Raw genomic sequence first — 19,240 nt, 5'->3', positions numbered from 1 at the left:
CTATTTTTGATGCTGTTTGAAGATAGCCTTGATCTGTTCTCTTTTCTGCTTATGGTTTTCATCGTGCAGGTAGCGTCTGTGGTAGATCATTCGATAATGCAGGTGATTCAACGGTATAGGGTATGTATATATTTTAAGCCCCAGCATTGGAGCGATTCGCTCGGCTAAGCTGCGGTTAGCGGATGCAATATAGTCGCTATCCGAGGCCAGCATTAGCATTCCTGAAATCGAGCAGGTTTCCACCTTAACAGAGCGCGGTGCCACTGGCTTATCAGAAAGGAAATCTATGGTATTCATCTCACTACGACGAATCTTAAGGGCAATGTGTTGCTCTCTATAGAAATCCTCATAGGTCATAGTCTCTCCGATTCTCGGATGATCTGCGCGAGTTAAGCAAACAGGCTCATCGGTAAAGACTTCTTCCACCACGAACGAATGACGTTTGTTGTGCAAGACATCAATAAGTAGGTCTACCTTTTGACTGGTTAGATCGTCGAATACTTCATTCTCATCAAGTGGAGCATCCGAAAACTCCATTCCAGGGAGGTCTTTTAGCAGGTGTAACACCGTTTCACTGCAATGCACTTTTAGCGCATCGTCTTGAGCCTCAACGGTTTCTAAAACCGACAGCGGTGATTCTATCTTATTAGCCAGAGCTACAGCCGCGCCCGTTGGCGCAATACCCCGCCCCTCTCGCACAAACAACGCCTTACCCACTACAGCCTCTAAACGCTTTAGAGCAGCGCTTACCGCTGGTTGAGTAAGATCGAGTTGTTCAGACGCTTGAGTTATAGACCGGCAACGATACACCGTGAGAAACGTAGTAAGAAGATTAAGATCCATCGATTCAACAAGACAAAGAATTATAATTAAATCATAGATATATATAGACGGTATCTCAAGAAGAAGCGTCTTGTTAACTCACATTTATTCACCGCGTCATCTATACTCAAAATCAACGTACCCTTAATTTGCCTGTGTTTAGAAGCAACGATGAAAAACAAGGGCTTATCGTTAAAAAATAATGCAATTTTTCAATAGTTTCGATTAAGCTTAGGGCCATCAATGACCCTAGCAAATCATTACGTTTATTAGGGCCTAAAACCGCCTGAAAATTCAGACGGTTTTTTATTTTAACTTATTGATATTATTATTTTTCGACTCATTCACATCGAAAATAAAAGTATCCAGCCTAGGCAACTAGGTGCGTAGGAGAAATACAGACGTTGAACGCTCAACAACACAATGAACAACCTGTAATCCGTTTAACAGGCGTAAGCAAAAGCTTTGATGGCAAAGAAATCATCGGAAATCTAAACCTAGATGTGAACCACGGTGAGTTCCTTACCATTCTTGGTCCATCAGGTTGCGGAAAGACGACTGTTTTACGCATGATTGCGGGATTTGAAACCGTCGACAATGGCAACATCCTTCTTGCTGAGCAAGATGTTACCGACGTTCCTGCAGAGCAAAGACACGTAAATACGGTTTTTCAAAGCTATGCGCTATTCCCGCATATGACGGTATTTGAAAACGTAGCGTTTGGTTTACGCATGCAAAAAGTCGCCGAAGCCGACATCGAACCTCGAGTGACGGAAGCGTTAAACATGGTTCGCTTGGGCGCAATGAGCCAGCGCAAACCTAGCCAGTTATCTGGTGGCCAGCAGCAACGTGTTGCCATAGCACGCGCGGTAGTCAACAAGCCAAAAGTTCTGTTGTTGGATGAGTCCTTATCTGCGTTGGATTACAAGCTCAGAAAGCAGATGCAAATGGAACTGAAACAACTTCAGCGCCAGCTTGGCATTACCTTCATATTTGTTACACACGACCAAGAAGAAGCGCTGTCTATGTCAGACCGCATCATTGTTATGCGAGACGGCGTGGTTGAACAAGATGGCACGCCTCGTGAAATCTACGAAGAGCCAAAGAACCTATTTGTGGCTCGCTTTATTGGTGAGATTAACGTCTTTGATGCTGTCGCTAAAGAGCGTTTAGACGAGAAACGCATTCGCGCAACCATCGAGGGTGTGGAATCGGTCGTCTACTATGACCAAGCCATTACCGAAAATGAACAACTACGGGTGCTGCTTCGCCCAGAGGATTTGCGATTGGAAGAGATTCGCGAATCTGAGCAAAAAGGTATTGTTGGCCACGTCATTGAGCGCACCTATAAAGGAATGACCTTAGACTCGGTGATCGAGCTAGAGTCTGGACTTAAGGTGATGATCAGCGAATTCTTCAATGAAGATGACCCAGATGTCGACCATTCCCTAGGCCAAAAAGTAGCTATCACTTGGGTGGAGAGTTGGGAGGTCGTCTTGCATGATGAGCAAGAGGTTTAATCTTCAGAACGCGATCATCACGCTGATCGTTGGTTGGTTAACACTGTTTGTTCTTGTACCCAATGTAATGATCATTGGTACCAGTTTTCTAACTCGTGATGAAGCCAACCTAATTGAGCTGACATTTACCTTAGACAACTATGCTCGTCTAATGGATCCCTTGTACGCCAAGGTGTTGTGGCACTCGTTTTACATGGCGATTATCGCGACATTCATGTGCTTGATCATCGGCTATCCGTTTGCCTATATCGTCGCTAAGATGCCACCTAAATGGCGTCCCTTTATGCTGTTCTTGGTTATCGTGCCATTTTGGACTAACTCTCTAATTCGCACCTATGGATTAAAGATAGTGCTAGGCACTCAAGGCATCTTAAATAAGTCTCTGATGGCAATCGACATCATAGATAAGCCAATGCGCATCATGTACACAGAAACAGCGGTAATGATTGGCCTCGTCTACATACTGTTGCCCTTTATGATACTGCCTCTCTATTCAGCCATAGAGAAGCTTGATGATACCTATATTGAAGCGGCTAAAGACCTAGGAGCGAATAAGCTACAAACCTTTACTCGTGTTGTGTTGCCGCTAACGATGCCAGGCATTATCGGTGGCTGTTTGTTGGTTCTGCTACCTGCACTCGGTATGTTCTATGTCTCCGATCTACTGGGCGGCGCGAAAAACCTACTCATAGGTAATGTGATTAAGAGCCAGGTACTCAATGCTCGGGATTGGCCGTTTGGGGCGGCCACCAGTATCGCTCTTACCCTTGCGATGGCCATTATGCTTTATGCGTATTATCGCGCTGGAAAGTTATTAAATAGAAAAGTGGAGCTGGATTGATGGGGCGCACACTCAGATTTAGTTTTATGACCTTGGTGTATGCGTTCTTATACCTGCCCATTATTGTGCTGATCGCGAACTCCTTTAATGCCAGCAAATTTGGTATGAAATGGGGAGGCTTCACCACAAAATGGTATGAAAGCTTACTCAACAACGATAGCTTGATGCAGGCGGCATGGCATTCATTAAACATCGCCGTATTTTCGGCAACCGCAGCCACTATTATTGGTAGCTTGACCGCCGTTGCGTTGTTTCGCTATCAGTTCAAGGGCAAGCGAGCGGTGAACGGCATGCTGTTTGTGGTAATGATGTCTCCTGATATTGTCATGGCGATCTCTTTACTCGCGCTGTTTTTGGTCATTGGGGCACAACTCGGCTTCTTTACCTTGTTGATAGCCCATATTACCTTCTGCCTGCCCTTTGTAGTGGTGACGGTATACAGTCGCCTGAATGGATTTGATGTAAAAATGCTGGAAGCGGCCAAGGACCTTGGCGCAGGCGAGTGGGTGATCCTAAAGCAGATCATTCTGCCCCTAGCTATGCCTGCGGTTGCTGCGGGTTGGTTACTTAGCTTCACACTGTCACTCGATGACGTGATAATTAGCTCTTTTGTTACCGGCCCTGCCTACGAGATTTTGCCCCTAAAGATCTACTCTATGGTTAAAGTGGGCATTTCTCCTGAGGTGAATGCGCTGGCAACGGTAATGCTGATTGTCTCTCTAATACTGGTAATAATTTCCCAGCTTCTCGCACGAGAAAAAGTGAAATAGTCTAAAATTATCGGGTATTTAAAACCCTGCTGGTCAGATCTGGCCAGCAGATAAGTTTACATTGCTCATACCGACTGAACCGTGAAGGCAAAGTCTTCGAGCGATAATTAAATGGAAACGTAATGAAAAGTAAACTCTATGCTAGCGCCCTTTGTGCGGCGACACTGTTCTCTTTCCCTGCTCTATCTGCAGATAAAGAGCTGTATTTCTACAACTGGTCTGAATACATTCCAAATCAAGTGCTAGAAGACTTCACAAAGGAAACTGGCATCAAGGTGATTTACTCCACCTACGAGTCAAACGAGAGCATGTATGCCAAGCTGAAAACTCAAGGCTCTGGCTACGACTTAGTGGTCCCATCCACTTACTTCGTATCAAAGATGCGTAAAGAAGGCATGCTTCAAGAGATCGATAAAACCAAGCTATCTCACTTTGCCGATCTAGACCCTAGCTACCTAAACAAGCCATTTGACCCTAACAACAATTACTCTATCCCTTATATCTGGGGCGCAACTGGCATTGGTGTAAACTCCGACATGGTTGATAGCTCAACAGTCACCAAGTGGGATGACCTATGGAATCCTGAATGGGAAGGTCAATTGATGCTGATGGATGACTCTCGCGAGGTATTCCATATCGCACTGACTAAACTGGGTTACTCTCCAAATACCACCAACCCTGAAGAAATCAAAGCGGCTTACGAAGAACTGAAAAAACTGATGCCGAACGTATTGGTATTCAATTCCGACTTCCCTGCTAACCCTTACATGGCTGGCGAAGTCTCGCTAGGTATGCTGTGGAACGGTTCGGCTTATATGGCTCGCGAAGAAGGTGCGCCAATCGATATCATCTGGCCAGAAAAAGGCACTATATTCTGGATGGATAGCTTAGCCATTCCGTCAGGGGCGAAAAACACCGAAGCGGCTCACAAGATGATCGACTTCTTACTACGCCCAGAAAACGCGGCCAAGATTGCATTGGAGATTGGCTACCCAACCCCTGTTGCTACTGCGCATGATCTACTTCCAAAAGAGTTCGCTGAAAACCCTAATGTATACCCACCAAAAGAAGCATTAGAGTCTGGTACTTGGCAGGATGAGGTTGGCGAAGCCAGTGTGTTGTACGAAGAGTACTTCCAAAAACTTAAAGTAGAATAGAAAAACTAAGGCCCGTTAAATGCACCATTTAGCGGGCCTTTTAGTTTTCACCGCATTATCGTGAACGCTACATTATGTAGTGTAAGCCCTAGAAGAAATACATTAAAAGCGGAAGGCCGAGACCTACTATTTTTTGGCATTGTCGCAAAGTGATCACACTAAGTTCAAGTTCATCCTATAGACTGCCTCTGTGTTTACTACCAAAGGTCTTCCTTAATGTCTAAAGTGTCTCTTAACACTCTTTCCGCAATCTACAACTATGTGAATTTAGCAAAGAAGCTACGGGCAACATCCGGTGAAGTAGCCGTTAGGGATAGTCAAAGATTGATAGATAACGCACTGTTACTTACTGATTTAAGTGTCAAAGACACGAAGAAACAAGAATGTTTCGAGTCCAATATGCAATTTCTAGTTTCTTTCTTAGAAGAAGAATTAGCCAAGCGTCAGCTACAAATTGATGTTTTGAAATAACAGATTCTGTATTCCTGCCAGTAGTAGGCGCTATACACCTAAAATTCTCATCGTTTTAGATGCTTAGCGCTATCAATACACGTCATCCTCACTCCAATAGCCTATTCTTTATCTGTCTGCTATTTACTTCGTCAGTTGAACAGGGATTGTGCTCATGAACAAAATTACCTTAGCTATTGCCAGTGTTTTAATTTTATCTTCTAACCATACCTTAGCCGCAAAGCCTGAATGGGCTGGTAAGGGCAAACCCGATATCGAACAGGTTAAATCTGTCTCTGATGCTGAGAATATGGAAAGTGAAATTGAATCGACTGAGGAAGAACTTGATCAGTTGATTGAACAAAAAAAAGAGAAAGCTAAAAAGAGCAAGAATAAGAAAGAGAAGCAGAAATTTGAAGATGATGTGGAATCATTAGAACAAGAGCGTGAAGAACTTGAAGAGAGTAAAGAAAAGCTAGAAGAGAAAAAAGCTGGGTTAGAAAAACAGCAACAAAAGAAATCGGAACAAGAGCGCAAAGAAATGGATAAAGGTTCTGACACCGGACAACAGAAACGAGAAGAAAACAGTAAAAAGTGGTGGAAGTTCTGGGAATAAACTCCCTATTACCAAACCAAATAGAACACTAAAGGGTCAAGTGGCAAGCATTAACTACCTTGCCATATCGACCCAAAGTACTAACAAACGTATCGACACTCAATCGGTGTCAAAACTTTCTTATTGGCTTTGTGCAGCTTTAACCAATGTTGCTATGATAAAAACGCCGAATAGCACATGCAGATTAAACGCCCATGCGATCATCGCAATGATAAACGCTACTAAAGTGCCGCCTTGATTACCCCAAAACATCATTTTCTTGTTCATAACCCGGTAATCCTCCCATTAATAACGGCACTTGTTCGTAGAATTTATGCGGCTATTTTCAGTGGTGGATGCCCTCCATTCGCTTTGTGTGGGCGTTCATGGTTGTAGAACCAAAGCCAACGAGTTGCTTTATCTTGTACTTCCGCTATCGAATCAAATAGATACTTGCTTACCCAACTAAATCGGACGGTTCGGTTGAAACGCTCAACATAAGCATTTTGCTGAGGATTACCTGGCTGTATATAGTCAATACGAATACCTCGATTTTTAGCCCATTCAATAAAATGACCGCTGATAAACTCCGGCCCATTATCACAGCGAATGGCGATAGGCTGTTCTCGTTGCTCGATTATCTGCTCTAGAGCCCTAACAACTCTTTCTGCTGGTAAAGAGAAATCAGCTTCGATAGCTAATCCTTCACGCTTAAAGTCATCAATGACATTAAACAGGCGGTAATTACGTCCATCGGAAAGTTGATCGTGCATAAAATCAATAGACCAAACTTGATTCGGCTTGATCGGGTCTTTTAGTGGCTCTGGTACATTACGATTTAGTCGTCTTCGCGGACGGATACGCAGATTTAGAGCCAGTTCGCAGTATATGCGATAGACCCGCTTGTGATTCCAAGTATGCCCCTTAACATTGCGAAGATAGTTAAAGCACAATCCAAAACCCCAGTCAGACTCGTCTTCGGCCAACTCAGTAAGCAACTGAGCTATCTGTTCATTCTCAGGTTGCCCTTTTGATTGATACCGATAGCAAGTCTCACTGACACTAAACCAACGGCAAGCCTGTCGTATGCTAATTGTGTTGTTCGCCACCGAGTGCTGAGCCATCTTGCGACGCTCACAGGGCTTCACCACTTTTTTGCCATGGCTTCAGATATGACTTCGGCTTTTAAGCGCTCTTCCGCGTACATCTTTTTAAGGCGACGATTTTCATCTTCAAGCTCTTTCATTCGAGCCATAAGGGAAGCGTCCATACCTCCGTATTTTGAGCGCCACTTATAGAAGGTTGCGCTGCTCATACCATGCTCTCGGCAAAGCTCTGGGATCGGGGTTCCCGCTTCTGCATGTTTTAAGATCGAGAGGATCTGACTGTCCGTGTATCGTGATTTTTTCATGTTGAATCTCCTGTATTAACTATACGAGAAAATTCTACTTTTTCATGCTGTTACTTTTTGGGGGGATTACCACCCCACCACCTATTTGCAGAGAAGACTAACAAAGTGGGTCAATAGGCTATCCGTTGGGCTTATCCATTATGCTTTTCGGGTTCATTATCATTATGCAACAAGTTACCCAGTAACACATTGATACTGTTCGCATTTTAAACGAAATTCTCTGCAAAAAATGAAAGGGCTAGAGTTACTCTACTTCCACCTGTGGTCTAAATACCATTTCATGAACAATGACATCTTCTGGGAGCTTAAGTAGTCCAAGAATGGTGCTCGCAACACTTTCTGGCTTCATATATTCAGGTCTTTCAGCCTCTCTAAAACTGGTGTCTGTGCCCCCTGGAAGCAGGTTTGTTACCTTGATGCCATGAGGTTGAGCTTCTTTCATCAGCACGCCCGTAAAGCCAGCCAATCCTTGCTTCATGGCGGTATACACCGACATTGTCTCACTCGCTCTCGTTGCTACTGTGCTGGTGACATTCACTATGTACCCAGACTTCTGTGCTTTCATTAACGGCAAGGCCTTGTTGGACAATAGCATTGGGGCTCTTAGATTGACGGCGTATTGTAAATCTAGCTCTTCAGTAGAAAACTCATCCACAGGGCATTTACGCGAGTTCATTCCGGCATTATTGATGAGTACATCTAGGCCGTTCAGATCACGAACCGCTTGATCAAACATCTCAACCACTTGGTTGGATAAGCTAAGGTCATACGCGCCAATATGACAGCCTGTTAAGGTTTTAAGCTCAGCAAGCTTGTCTTGATTTCGGCCTGTTGCAAATACTTGGTAGTTCTCAGCGCAAAGCTGTTTAACCAATTCAAAGCCAATACCACTACTTGCACCTGTTACGATCACTTTCATTTTACTCACCTTATCTGCGCCAAAAATCACTCATTTGTGTCATACCCCAATTTACCCTTTTCTTGTATTTAATAAATAAAGACTTCTATTGATGTGACAAAGATAGACACAAGTAATTGCGTTATTTTGTTAATTGGCTTTGCAGAAGGTAACACGCATAAAAAATGCCACCCGAAGGCAGCATTATTTACTTACTGTGGTTGATTCAAATATCGAATCCAATTCAGCGCCACTCGGTCTGATTTGATCTGATTGGCTTTTTGCGCATGCTTCAGCGCCTGCTCTCGATCGCCTAAGCGATAATACGCTTCAACATTCGTTAGCTCTCTTCTTGAGCTCTCTTCAACCTTATTTAACTGGGATATCGCCGTCTTATATTGTTTGTTTTGCATAAGCAATTGAATGTAAGACCAACGATAATCGCTATCTTTGCTGGATGCTCTAGCCCAAGCATTAAGAGACTCTTCCCACTCTCTTGCCTGTTGCCAGTACTGCGCTTCAATAGCGAGATCCTTCGCTTTCGTCTCATTGCCTTTATTCAAATCATGGAATATTAAAGCCGACTTTTCTGGCACACCTTGCTTGGAATAAAGCTGAGCCATCATTCGATACTGATCTTTGGTTAGCTCAAAACCCGCTCGCTCATACTGCTTAAGTGTTGAGAGCGCTTGTTGATGGTTCCCTACTCTCAAATACAGGTTGAGTGTTTGTGCCCACCAGCGTTCGGCTTCTGGCTCTAACCCTCTTAATGCCAGAGTAGTTTTTAGAGCATTGTTCCATTGCTTCAAGGAAAGCTCCGCGCCCAAGCGCAGATTTAATACTGATGTGGTCGTTTTGCCACCTGCAGAGTAATAGCTCTTCGATGCAGTCAATACTGAAGGCCAATTTTCCATCTGATAGTTAGCTTGCCCGACGCGAAGCCAGATCTGCTGAATCGTCTCTGGTCCCAAAGATTTCTGAGTTTTATTCTGAGCAATCACTTGATGGTAGTTGTTTAGTGCTTGGCTCATTTTGCCATTTGATAACTGAATATCCGCCAACATACGCTGAGTTTCGATATGTTGCTCAGCAGGCAGTCCTTTCAGCTCGACAGAATGCGATAGTGCTTTTTCTGCGTTCTCACTTTGCTCTTCTTGCCAATACAAGATACCCAGCATTCGCTGCACATAAGAGGTATCAAAGGCTCTACTAGAATCTACGCTCTCTAGAACCTCGATCGCCTTTGCATCATCGCCTTGATTTTGCAGTTCATAGGCTTGATGCACTCGATTGGCAGTAGAACGGCTCAGTTCTTGAGCATTCACATTTGAGCCAAATAAAAGAGCCATCAGCACGAGAGTTAAAAATGATTGGTTCATCATTGCAGTTTAAACTCCAGCTTCACGGTTTGACCTTCTCGAGGCGTCGCCTTGCCATTCACTACCAAGGGTTGGTACTTCCAGCGCTGTAGCGCTCTGGTCGCTTCTCTATCAAACACTCGGCTAGGCTCACTCTGCACCACTTCAATGTTGATAGGGTTCCCTACTTCATTGATGGTAAAGCTCATTACAACATAGCCTTCTATCTTGCGACTCAGTGCTCTTGCCGGATATCGAGGCTCCATACGATGCAATGGCATCACCTGTTGGTTTTGCGCAATCTTCATCGGGCCTGGATTTGAAATAGCCAGCCCAGTAACTGCTGTATCCAAAGCAACCTGAGGCAAATCTAAACTGTCTAGCGAGATTGAATTTTCCGATACGTTACTTGAGTTACTGACCTGAGTTTCCGGCGGTTGTGCTGGCTGCTCAGGTGGTTCTGGCAATTGGCGCTGACGGCGCTGCGTTTGGCTATCTTGCTCAACTTGCAACATGTCAAATCTGACCGTTGGCTTTTGATCAGGCAAAGGCGTCTTGCCCATATTGACCAGCCAGGTCATAAAGCCGAAGACAAAAAAGGTCATCAAAATAGCAGCGGGCAGCGCAATGAATAATCGTTTCATCAAAGATCTCTACTTCGCTGCAGTAGCCAGTGCGATTTTTTCAATACCTGCACCTTTTGCGCCATCCATCACCTCAACAACCGTGCCATTAAAGGCAAACTTGTCGGCTTGGATAACCACTGAGGCATCGGGCTTGTCAATGATCATACTTTCTAGCGTAGCTTGTACTCGTTCAACATCGACCAAGCGCTTATCGATATACACTTGGTTGGTGTCTGTGATGGCAATGAAGATACCTGCATCTTTTTGGCTGGTTGCGTGGGCAGCCTGAGGACGATTGACCTCAACGCCAGATTCGCGCACAAAAGAACTGGTCACAATGAAGAAGATCAACATGATGAATACGATATCTAGCATCGAAGTCATGTCCACCTGTGCTTCTTCGTTACGCTCGCGGCGGCGTCCTAATCTCATAATATTAACCTTCAGCTATGGATTCGCAGCAGTCGCTCTAAGTGCAACTGTTTACGTTCTGCCAATCCATATAATCTTGAATAAACAAACATACCAACAAGCGCGGCAACCATGCCTGCCATCGTTGGAATCGTGGCCATGGAAATACCAGCCGCCATTAGGCGTGGTTCACTGTTTCCTTGAGCGGCCATCACATCAAACACCGAAATCATGCCCGTTACGGTTCCCAATAACCCAAGCATTGGGAACAGAGCGACCAGCACCTTCATCAAAGAAAGTGAACGCTTAAGACTAGATTCTGATGCAGATAGCCATGCGCTTCTTTGCGATAGGGCGTACCAAGAATGGCGGTCTGTACGTTGTTGCCACTTAAGCACCCAGTCATGCTGACTCTTTGGAAATGCCCAAAAGAAGTACAAGATCCTATCGAGAACAAGTACCCAAAAAACCAGCATCACAATAGCGAGCCACCACAGAACCGGACCACCTCGAAACATCAGCTCTTCAATAGAACCGACAAGGGGTACGTCTGATAGCATCGCCCACATAGACGCAATGTCGTTCATTATGCCGTTGCCTCTTGTGCAATCTGGCTGTCCGTTGCATGTTTACGCTCAGCGCTTTCAGCGACCAAGCCCACACCTTGTTTCTCAACCACATTACGAATGCCTTCAGATAGGCTCGATAGTAAGTTATGTACTAGCAGTAATGGCATTGCTGCGATCAAACCAAGCACGGTTGTGATCAAGGCCATTGAAATACCACCCGCCATAATACGAGGGTCGGCATTACCAAATTGAGTAATAGTCTGGAAGGTATCAATCATGCCTGTCACTGTACCGAGTAGACCAAGCATAGGTGCAAGCGCCGCCAACAACTTGATGGTAGAAATACCCTGTTCTAGCGTTTCTTGCTCATCCATTACCGCTTCTAACAAACGAAGCTCTAGCGCTTCAACCGTTGGGCTTTGGTCTTGCTTATGAACCAACATCACTCGTCCAAGCGGGTTGTCATCTGATGGTGAGTCCACCTCTTTTAGCTGCTTGGCGATCTTAGACTTAATAGACATCAGAACTACAGCACGATATAGACCGATTAGGAGGCCGATGAGTAGCAAACCAAGAATGATCTTACCCACTAGGCCACCTTGCTCAATGCGTTGCATCAAGGTTGGGTTGTTGGCTAGTTGTTCCAGCAGCGCACCGCGTGTGGCATCAATGGCAATCACTGGCATTTCAGCATCCATATTCGCATTGAGAGTCAGTGCCTGCTTTGGTTGTACGGTATAGGGCGTAGCGATCTGCTTGTCCGTGTTCCACACTAGGTAGCCATTGTCATCTGCCAAGGCGAATGCACCCATGCGCAACACTTGTTTCTGCTCAATCTCACCTGAGCCACCTACAAACGGCACATCAATGATAGAGGCTTGTGAGCTTGTCTTGATCTGATGCACATAAGACTGCCAAAGACCGTATAGTTGATCCTTAGAAGGAATAGACTTTGCTTCAATGATGTCATTGATGGTCGCTACGTCTTGCTCAAGACCAATAGAGGCAACCGAACGCTCTTGCTCTAATTGAACATCTTTTGCAGATTGACGAACAACCCCAAAGATTTCACCCAAGCTGCCTGTGGCTAAGGTCAGTTCCTTCTCTTTTTCAGAAAGCTTTTGCTCATTTTCTTGAAATTGTGCGCTCAGCGAATCTATTGATTTATTAAGGTTGGCGCGCTGCTTAACCAGAGCATCATATTGGCTTTGAAGCTTTTTCTCTTGAGATGCAAACTCAGCTTCTCGTTGCTTGTTGTGTTGCTGCTCGGTTGCTTTTGCTTTTGCCGTTTCATTCAAAAGATCTTGGTTAGCATGAGCAGGTAAAACGTACATTACCGATGCTAAGGCTAGGCTAATCGTGGCTAGGAAATGCTTCATGGATTATTTCTCCTCACCATTAACGCTATCAACCTGAATCAGCGACACTGGCAACTCAAGAAGGCTTGGCGAGGCATGCTTTGCCGCCACATCAAATGCTTTATCGATTTCACGACCTACTCCACTGCCTTGTGCAACCCATGACTTAGTGTTGTCATTCCATGCCCAGTAGTTCTGACGATCGTTTGAACGTGCCACTAGGGAAATACGACCCAGGTACAATTGCTCAGCAATAATATCTTTGCCATCTACTGCTATTGTTCCCGAATACGCGCCCATTTTAGTGCCGTAGTCCATTTCAATCTGGTACGCCTCTAGAATACGACGGTATTTTTCAGCGTCGCTAACGTCAGCTTGAGTCATCATTTCATTCAAGCTATCTAGGCGCTTAGCTCTTGCTTCAGTGCGGATGGGGCGGTCTTCAGCATTAAGCTTTTCAAGACCTTCTAGCATCTCGTACATCAAAGGAACAATGCTTTGGCGAGTATCATCGATTTGAGAAAGCTGCGCATCAAACCCTTCAAGCTCTTTACCTTGGCTTGCGATCAAGCCTTCAAGGTGTGAGTTATAAACAGAGAGATTATGAACTTCTTGCTTGAGCCCAGCGATGTCGGCTTCTAGTTGCATCGCCTTGTCGCTGCTCTTAACAACGCTATTTTGGGTCTTTGCTGCACCTTGCGTTATCTGCGTCTCGATATTCTGAGATTCTTGCAGTGTCGCTTGCTCATTGGCCATAGCCATTGAGCTCGTCATCGATAGTCCCGCAACAAGCAGATATCGCATTTTTGTGTGGTTCATAGGTTTCTCGTAAATCTGTGATTTAGCTATTAGTGAATAAGGTAATACAAACGGAGGCTGTTTCTCAAATTGGCGGTTGGTACATTTGACGGATAAGACAAACCCTTCATGCCCTATACACCCACAATGACACATTGTAAGCGTGCGCTAGTGTACAAAAATAACGACAACGCAAATGAGAAGTACTTTTATTTGCAATAATGTCGGCTATATTAAAGACAGAAAACAACGGATGCAATAGAGAAAGAAGTAGCAAGACTATTAAAACTAAATCTTTGATTAATGCGCCGATTTTTATAACTTCTAACTACAAAATAACATAGAAATCATTAACCAAATTAACAAATCAATCTCAGTTTTGTATCTATTAGAATACGTCATAACGTAGTCATTGAAGTGGCTTTTGGATTACCTTACTTATTTTCTTTTAACTGCCTTGACCTCCCCTATCTAAACAAGGTTTAATTGCGCCCCTTTTTCGTAGCACTCACTGGTCTTTAGAGGACACATGGCAATAGGTTTTGATTACGGTACGGCAAACTGCTCCGTGGCACATATTATCGACAACCAAGCAATCCAAATTCCATTAAGTAATGGCGACAAGTACATCTCTTCAACCTTGTGCGCGCCTACGTCTGAATCGGTATCTGAATACCTGTATCGTCGTAAGAAGATAATGCCAATCACTCAGCCCGGTGAGGCGGTGTTGCAGCGTGCGATTCGTGCCAACCGCGAGGAAGGCATAGACGTTATGGAAGAGGAAATCCTGTTTGGGCAGCCGGCTCTGGATCTGTACCTCGAAGATCCAAAAGATGTTTACTACATCAAATCACCCAAGTCTTTCTTAGGTGCAAGGGGGCTGCGTGACGTGCAGCTCGCCTTCTTCGAAGACTTGGTGTGCGCCATGATGGAGAACGTAAAATCTCAAGCTGAACTATCCCTTGGAAACGCCGTTGAAGATACGATGATTGGTCGCCCCGTCAACTTTCTTGGCCGTGGCGGGGAAGAGTCAAACCAGCAAGCACAAGACATATTGCTCAGAGCGGCTACTAGAACTGGCTTCAAAAACGTCGAGTTTCAATTTGAACCCGTTGCTGCGGGACTTGATTACGAGAGCACATTAACCTCGGACCAAAACGTATTAGTGGTTGATATCGGCGGTGGTACAACCGACTGCTCCATGATCCAAATGGGCCCATCTTGGCTGGGTAAAAGTGATCGTAAAGAAACTCTACTGGGTCATACAGGACAGCTGGTAGGGGGTAACGATCTCGATATCCATATCGCTTATAAGCAATTTATGACTGAGTTCGGTAAGGGAAGTCGCAAACAATCAGGCCTTGAAATACCTATCAGTCAATTTTGGCACTCTATTTTGATTAATAATGTTCAGGCGCAGCGTGACTTTTACGGCAAAGAAAACCTAGCCTTGCTTAAACAACTGCATCGTGAAGCTTGTGAGCCCGCTAAACTGGCACGAATGATCGAAGTACACCAAGGTGCTCTTGGCTACGGCATAGTCTCTCAGGCCGAAAGTGCCAAGATTTCGTTATCAGAGGATGAAAGCTATCTCGCCAAGATCAAGCTTCTTAGCGAGATGGTCGAGATCCCAGTGTTGAGGCAAGAGATGGAACAAGCCATTGAAGTGCCGAAAGAGAAGATTACTAAGTTGGTACTTGAAGCCGTTCAGCAATCGCAGACCACTCCGGACGCCATATTCATGACCGGGGGCTCTGCTCGCTCTACTGTACTAAGAAATGCAGTACAAACCGTACTACCGAATGTGCCTGTAGTGAGTGGTAACTACTTTGGCTCTGTTACTGCTGGCTTAGCACGCTGGGCAGATGTGTGCTTTAAATAGACTCTACAAATTGCTTTTGAAAGCCCTCTAAATTCGGTCTACGCTTAACTTTCAAGGCTAAGTCGTTATCATTTATGAGGGTTGAAATGAATTTAAAGCCTATACAGTTTGTCATTCTTGGCGTTATCGTGGGGTTCTTCATGAATAACCTTTATCACGTATCACAAGAAGCGAGAGCGGCCGATAAGGTTGCTAACCACTCCCCCTTCTCAAACTGTTCTGTGGATCAGAAACAGTCTTAGTGCCCAACTAAGCTGGTTTATAAGGTGAGCTTAGGCTGAATAAAATCAATAAACGCTGAGATACGTTTTGATACCGTAGAAGAGCGATAGTAAACCGCATTCACCAACTCACGTCCTGTATTGCTCATCTTGTCACCTTCCAGCAAAGAGACTAAGCGCCCTGCCTCTATGTCTTTGTTCACCATAAAGCCAGATAGGCATGCGACACCATTTCCTTCAAGCGCCAACTGCCTAACTGTTTCGCCATTACTTGAGATAAAGGTTTGTTCTAAAGGAGAAAAACCTCTTAAAGGCCAGTCATTAAGTACCTTTACCCCCGCAAAGCCGATAATGTCATGAGTAGAAAGGTCGCTGGTTTGCTGCGGTATGCCTCTTCTAGATAAGTACTCCGGCGAGGCAACAATGTACAGAGGGCTTTTGCCTAGAGGCCTGGCATGAAGGGTTGAATCTGTCAGCGACCCGATGCGAATCGCGATGTCAGTTTTCTTTTCTAGAAGGTCGACAAAGCCTTCGTTGGATGTCAGTTCTAGCTTAATGTCCGGATAGGCTTGATTGAACTCTTTAACTAAAGGTACCAACTGATGAAACACAAACGGGCTGGCCGCATCAACTCTCAAACGCCCTTTTGGCAGTTCACCTCGAGAAACAATGTCGTCCTCAGCTTTTTGCAGTTGCTGAAGCCCTAATCTCACCCCGTCAATAAACTGTCGCCCTTCATCCGTCAGTTCGACACGGCGCGTTGTGCGATTGAGTATGGATACTCCTAACTGCTTCTCAACCTTGCTAACAGAGCGTGACACTCTAGCAACTTGGATATCCAGCGCCTCTGCGGCTGCAGAGAAGCCGCCACTATCAACTACGGTAAGAAGAATTTCGAGATCATCAGAACGAGTAAGCATAAATTAGATTTAATAAGTGGGTATTGTTGCAATTATAACAACAATTAGTGCTTACAACCGCTTAATAACGAAACAAACAGACTCAATCGATTGAGTTCTTAGAACGACGAGATTGTAGGCCGCGTCCAACGATCAAAGCGAGCAACCAAGCCCAAGATAAAGAACCGCCAGAGTCGTCCCCAAACCCGCCATCTCCTTCGTCAGGCGTGTAGTTTTCTCGGTCAAACTCTGTCACAACCACCTGTGGTGTCATGCGTCCTGCTAGAACATCCGCAATCCAGTCTCCGTACTCTGCTACTTCAGTGTATGCAGACGAATAATCTGAATCAGGATTTCCGCATTGAGTAGGGCCGTAACTGGTTATCCCAACTTGGATGTATTGACTACCGTTGTACCAATAAAGGGGCCCACCAGAATCGCCTCCACAAGTTGAATTAAGTAGTTCAGTATTAGCGCTGTAGTCGCCAATAAGACAGAGTTGTTTGCTGCCAGTATCCGCAGAAGGACACTCAGAGGAAGAAAGTAGTGTTTGGGTGGTTTTTTGAAGGGCGTCGGTATTGTCTGTCGCAGAGCGAGTATAACCGTGCCCTATGACCTCCATTGTTGTACCGGGAATGTCATACGATGCTATATCACTAAGGTTCGCCAAAGTGACATAATCTGAGGGAGATACAGGCATAGGTGATTCTAGCTTGACGATAGCGATATCGTCAGGCCAACTCAACGCCTCGCTATCAACAAAAGTGTCTGGATAATAGAACTCGCTCGCCCGAATCAGTTGAACACTGCCATTTAAAACCTGTTGTTCGTTCAACAACTGCGGAGCAATAGACGTATAGGTATAATAGTAGGAGTCGCCCTCGACACAATGGGCTGCTGTTAATACGTGATACTCGTCGAGAATCGTCGCTCCACAGTAGTTTTGATAAAGCCCAGAAGTATCTAATTGGTCGAAGTAAAGACTAGAAAACGACGGGAATTCGTCAATGGATAGAACTTCGTCTCCATTGACAATATAAGTACTGGCACCGCCTTCTGAAGCCGAGGCCTGAAGTGCGGTGAAGATTACAACCCCACACGCAGTCAATCTTAACGCTTTATGCATACCTTACTCCGTTATTTGTACACTCTGTCAGGGTGATTCCTTTACCCTGTGATGTGCCAGGAAAATAAGGGGCATCATCAGCTAGCTATTAAATTTGTCTCATTGCAACTGCACTTGAGCTTGCCTTTAAATATAGCTTTTTTGAAATAGCTTTGCAGTACTAAGTTTTACTCATTTTATCGGACAAAGTTCAAAAACCATTCGTAAAAGTTAACTCAAGAACAACAGGACTAAGTTGCAAGAATTCGTATTTCCTAGACTAACGCCTAATTTTTTGTAGCGCTAAATTGGTACAGTATTAGCTTCGTTTTTCAACATGACTATACACATGAACTTCATCGACAAACTCACCTCAAATCAGCCGTTCATCCATAAGTTTGCTCGTGATGACAAAAAGCTTCAATCCAAGGCAAAGCGACTCTGCTTCGAGCTCAACAATTCTCACCCTGACGACATGGAACAGAGACAAACGCTATACAAAGAGTTGTTTGGCACAGTGACCTCCTTCATGAACATCGAGCCTCACTTTCGCTGTGACTACGGCTTTAACATTCACTTCAAAGGCTTTGCGCTTCTCAACTACAACTGCGTTATTTTAGATACCTCCCCTGTGCACATCGGTGCAAACGTAATGATAGGGCCTGGCAGTGTACTCGCCTGTGTGGAGCACGCTATCGACCCTTATCAACGTTCCGCTGTCGGACTATATGCGTCGAAACCAATTACTCTTCAAGATGATGTGTGGCTTGGAGCGAACACCACTGTCTGTGGCGGTGTCACCATAGGTGAAGGCAGCATTATCGGTGCGGGCAGTGTAGTGACTAAAGATATCCCAGCTGGCGTTATCGCTGTGGGCAACCCTTGTAAAGTCATGCGAGAAATTACAGACGAGGACAAGTGGGAGTATCACGATCTAACGCCACTCGATTTGTAATTGTTACGTATTCAAGACCTACAAAAGCACTTCTTTATGAAGTGCTTTTCATCTCAATAAAACTAACCCTCACTTATTCGAGAGCTAATCGGAGTCCTATGTCGGCATAGTGTCAAAGGCAGGCACACCATCAGGAACCTTAAACCAACTCTGCTTCTCCTTAATCCAAATATGCGCTGTCGGCTCAAACAGTGCCATAACATCAGCATCAATAGGCTTTAACTTCAGCTTCAGAAGATTTGGTTCCGCAGGGTTGTAATGATAGATACGATTGCCACACTGTGGGCAGAATTTAGCGGCATTCACATTGCCACTGTCCGATGAGCGTCGCCATTCATGCATCTCTCCACTGAAGTCGATATCCTCCGCAAGTACAGCGGCAGTAACACTATAGGGAGCAGTGGCGAGCTTTTGGCATTCAGTACAATGGCAGGCCATTACTTTCTTTGGCTTAGCCTTCAGTAGGTAAGAAACTTGTCCACATTGACAGCTAGCTTTAATGGGAAAATTCATAAGGAAAATATCCATTTAATTAACGTCACTCTAGCATAGCGCTATTAGAGGTAAGCAAAAGCTAATCGATGAGATCAAAAT

The 19,240-nt window shown here is 44.8% G+C and carries 22 protein-coding genes; 9 read left to right on the top strand and 13 right to left on the bottom strand.

The genetic code is table 11. From position 1 onward, the window contains the following. Nucleotides 1–843: a LysR family transcriptional regulator gene (locus A6E01_RS14140; protein ID WP_026026255.1), complete on the bottom strand. Its 843-nt coding sequence runs from the start codon at nt 841–843 to the stop codon at nt 1–3. A 383-nt stretch (nt 844–1,226) separates the two neighbouring features. Between A6E01_RS14140 and potA the strand changes: the two genes are divergently transcribed. The 6 genes from potA to A6E01_RS14110 all read left to right on the top strand — a co-directional run bounded on the left by potA (nt 1,227) and on the right by A6E01_RS14110 (nt 6,176). Continuing rightward, the gene (potA, locus tag A6E01_RS14135) at nt 1,227–2,342 is read left to right on the top strand and encodes a spermidine/putrescine ABC transporter ATP-binding protein PotA (protein WP_017029838.1); all 1,116 of its coding nucleotides are present in this window, start codon (nt 1,227–1,229) and stop codon (nt 2,340–2,342) included. Then, on the top strand, nt 2,326–3,183 hold the full coding sequence (gene potB, locus A6E01_RS14130) for a spermidine/putrescine ABC transporter permease PotB (protein WP_026012755.1): 858 nt from the start codon (nt 2,326–2,328) through the stop codon (nt 3,181–3,183). The genes potA and potB overlap by 17 nt, the downstream gene beginning before the upstream one ends. After that, entirely contained in the window at nt 3,183–3,953 is a 771-nt protein-coding gene (gene potC, locus A6E01_RS14125; RefSeq protein WP_017029840.1) for a spermidine/putrescine ABC transporter permease PotC, read from the top strand. Before potB ends, potC begins: the two co-directional genes overlap by 1 nt. A gap of 122 nt (nt 3,954–4,075) precedes the next feature. Continuing rightward, a complete protein-coding gene (locus A6E01_RS14120; protein ID WP_017029841.1) occupies nt 4,076–5,110 on the top strand; it encodes an extracellular solute-binding protein in 1,035 nt (344 codons plus the stop codon). 216 nt (nt 5,111–5,326) lie between these two features. Beyond that, the gene (locus A6E01_RS14115) at nt 5,327–5,581 is read left to right on the top strand and encodes a hypothetical protein (protein WP_017029842.1); all 255 of its coding nucleotides are present in this window, start codon (nt 5,327–5,329) and stop codon (nt 5,579–5,581) included. 154 nt (nt 5,582–5,735) lie between these two features. Further along, a complete protein-coding gene (locus A6E01_RS14110; protein WP_065210497.1) occupies nt 5,736–6,176 on the top strand; it encodes a hypothetical protein in 441 nt (146 codons plus the stop codon). 120 nt (nt 6,177–6,296) lie between these two features. Here A6E01_RS14110 and A6E01_RS21450 read toward each other — a convergent pair whose 3' ends face one another. The 9 genes from A6E01_RS21450 to A6E01_RS14065 form a co-directional block, all read right to left on the bottom strand. After that, on the bottom strand, nt 6,297–6,443 hold the full coding sequence (locus tag A6E01_RS21450; protein ID WP_017029844.1) for a hypothetical protein: 147 nt from the start codon (nt 6,441–6,443) through the stop codon (nt 6,297–6,299). Nucleotides 6,444–6,487: 44 nt separating this feature from the next. Then, a protein-coding gene (locus tag A6E01_RS14105; protein WP_167714325.1) for an IS3 family transposase occupies nt 6,488–7,566 on the bottom strand; the annotation gives its coding sequence in 2 pieces (ribosomal slippage) (nt 6,488–7,317 and nt 7,317–7,566; 1,080 coding nt in all). A 244-nt stretch (nt 7,567–7,810) separates the two neighbouring features. Then, a complete protein-coding gene (locus tag A6E01_RS14095; protein WP_017029845.1) occupies nt 7,811–8,485 on the bottom strand; it encodes an SDR family oxidoreductase in 675 nt (224 codons plus the stop codon). A gap of 191 nt (nt 8,486–8,676) precedes the next feature. Beyond that, entirely contained in the window at nt 8,677–9,846 is a 1,170-nt protein-coding gene (locus tag A6E01_RS14090; RefSeq protein WP_017029846.1) for a tetratricopeptide repeat protein, read from the bottom strand. Next, the gene (locus tag A6E01_RS14085) at nt 9,843–10,466 is read right to left on the bottom strand and encodes an energy transducer TonB (protein ID WP_017029847.1); all 624 of its coding nucleotides are present in this window, start codon (nt 10,464–10,466) and stop codon (nt 9,843–9,845) included. The genes A6E01_RS14090 and A6E01_RS14085 overlap by 4 nt, the downstream gene beginning before the upstream one ends. Nucleotides 10,467–10,475: 9 nt before the next feature. Further along, nucleotides 10,476–10,880, bottom strand: a complete 405-nt coding sequence (locus A6E01_RS14080; RefSeq protein WP_017029848.1) for an ExbD/TolR family protein — start codon at nt 10,878–10,880, stop codon at nt 10,476–10,478. 11 nt (nt 10,881–10,891) lie between these two features. Continuing rightward, entirely contained in the window at nt 10,892–11,446 is a 555-nt protein-coding gene (locus tag A6E01_RS14075; RefSeq protein WP_017031923.1) for a MotA/TolQ/ExbB proton channel family protein, read from the bottom strand. Then, complete coding sequence (locus tag A6E01_RS14070) at nt 11,446–12,807, bottom strand: MotA/TolQ/ExbB proton channel family protein (protein ID WP_017243136.1); 1,362 nt, start codon at nt 12,805–12,807, stop codon at nt 11,446–11,448. The genes A6E01_RS14075 and A6E01_RS14070 overlap by 1 nt, the downstream gene beginning before the upstream one ends. Before the next feature lie 3 nt (nt 12,808–12,810). Next, nucleotides 12,811–13,605: a DUF3450 domain-containing protein gene (locus A6E01_RS14065; protein WP_065210496.1), complete on the bottom strand. Its 795-nt coding sequence runs from the start codon at nt 13,603–13,605 to the stop codon at nt 12,811–12,813. 508 nt (nt 13,606–14,113) lie between these two features. Between A6E01_RS14065 and yegD the strand changes: the two genes are divergently transcribed. Together yegD and A6E01_RS21445 are read left to right on the top strand one after the other, a co-directional pair. Beyond that, a complete protein-coding gene (gene yegD / locus A6E01_RS14060; RefSeq protein ID WP_065210495.1) occupies nt 14,114–15,466 on the top strand; it encodes a molecular chaperone in 1,353 nt (450 codons plus the stop codon). An 86-nt stretch (nt 15,467–15,552) separates the two neighbouring features. Then, on the top strand, nt 15,553–15,708 hold the full coding sequence (locus tag A6E01_RS21445; RefSeq protein WP_017031919.1) for a hypothetical protein: 156 nt from the start codon (nt 15,553–15,555) through the stop codon (nt 15,706–15,708). Nucleotides 15,709–15,725: 17 nt separating this feature from the next. Here A6E01_RS21445 and A6E01_RS14055 read toward each other — a convergent pair whose 3' ends face one another. Together A6E01_RS14055 and A6E01_RS14050 are read right to left on the bottom strand one after the other, a co-directional pair. After that, nucleotides 15,726–16,607, bottom strand: a complete 882-nt coding sequence (locus tag A6E01_RS14055; protein ID WP_017031918.1) for a LysR substrate-binding domain-containing protein — start codon at nt 16,605–16,607, stop codon at nt 15,726–15,728. 82 nt (nt 16,608–16,689) lie between these two features. Next, nucleotides 16,690–17,712 carry a S1 family peptidase gene (locus tag A6E01_RS14050; protein ID WP_017029855.1) on the bottom strand — a complete coding sequence of 341 codons (1,023 nt, stop codon included), beginning with the start codon at nt 17,710–17,712 and terminating at the stop codon, nt 16,690–16,692. 316 nt (nt 17,713–18,028) lie between these two features. Between A6E01_RS14050 and A6E01_RS14045 the strand changes: the two genes are divergently transcribed. Then, entirely contained in the window at nt 18,029–18,646 is a 618-nt protein-coding gene (locus A6E01_RS14045) for a sugar O-acetyltransferase (RefSeq protein WP_237334542.1), read from the top strand. Nucleotides 18,647–18,742: 96 nt separating this feature from the next. On the opposite strand, the gene A6E01_RS14040 is transcribed toward A6E01_RS14045, so the two are convergent. After that, nucleotides 18,743–19,159 (bottom strand): GFA family protein, encoded by a 417-nt coding sequence (locus A6E01_RS14040; protein ID WP_017029857.1) that lies wholly within the window; start codon nt 19,157–19,159, stop codon nt 18,743–18,745. Nucleotides 19,160–19,240 lie beyond the last annotated feature (81 nt).

Origin of the sequence: Vibrio breoganii, assembly GCF_001677275.1 — a bacterium.
Taxonomy (GTDB): domain Bacteria; phylum Pseudomonadota; class Gammaproteobacteria; order Enterobacterales; family Vibrionaceae; genus Vibrio; species Vibrio breoganii.
This window is presented reverse-complemented; position numbering and strand designations above follow the sequence as displayed.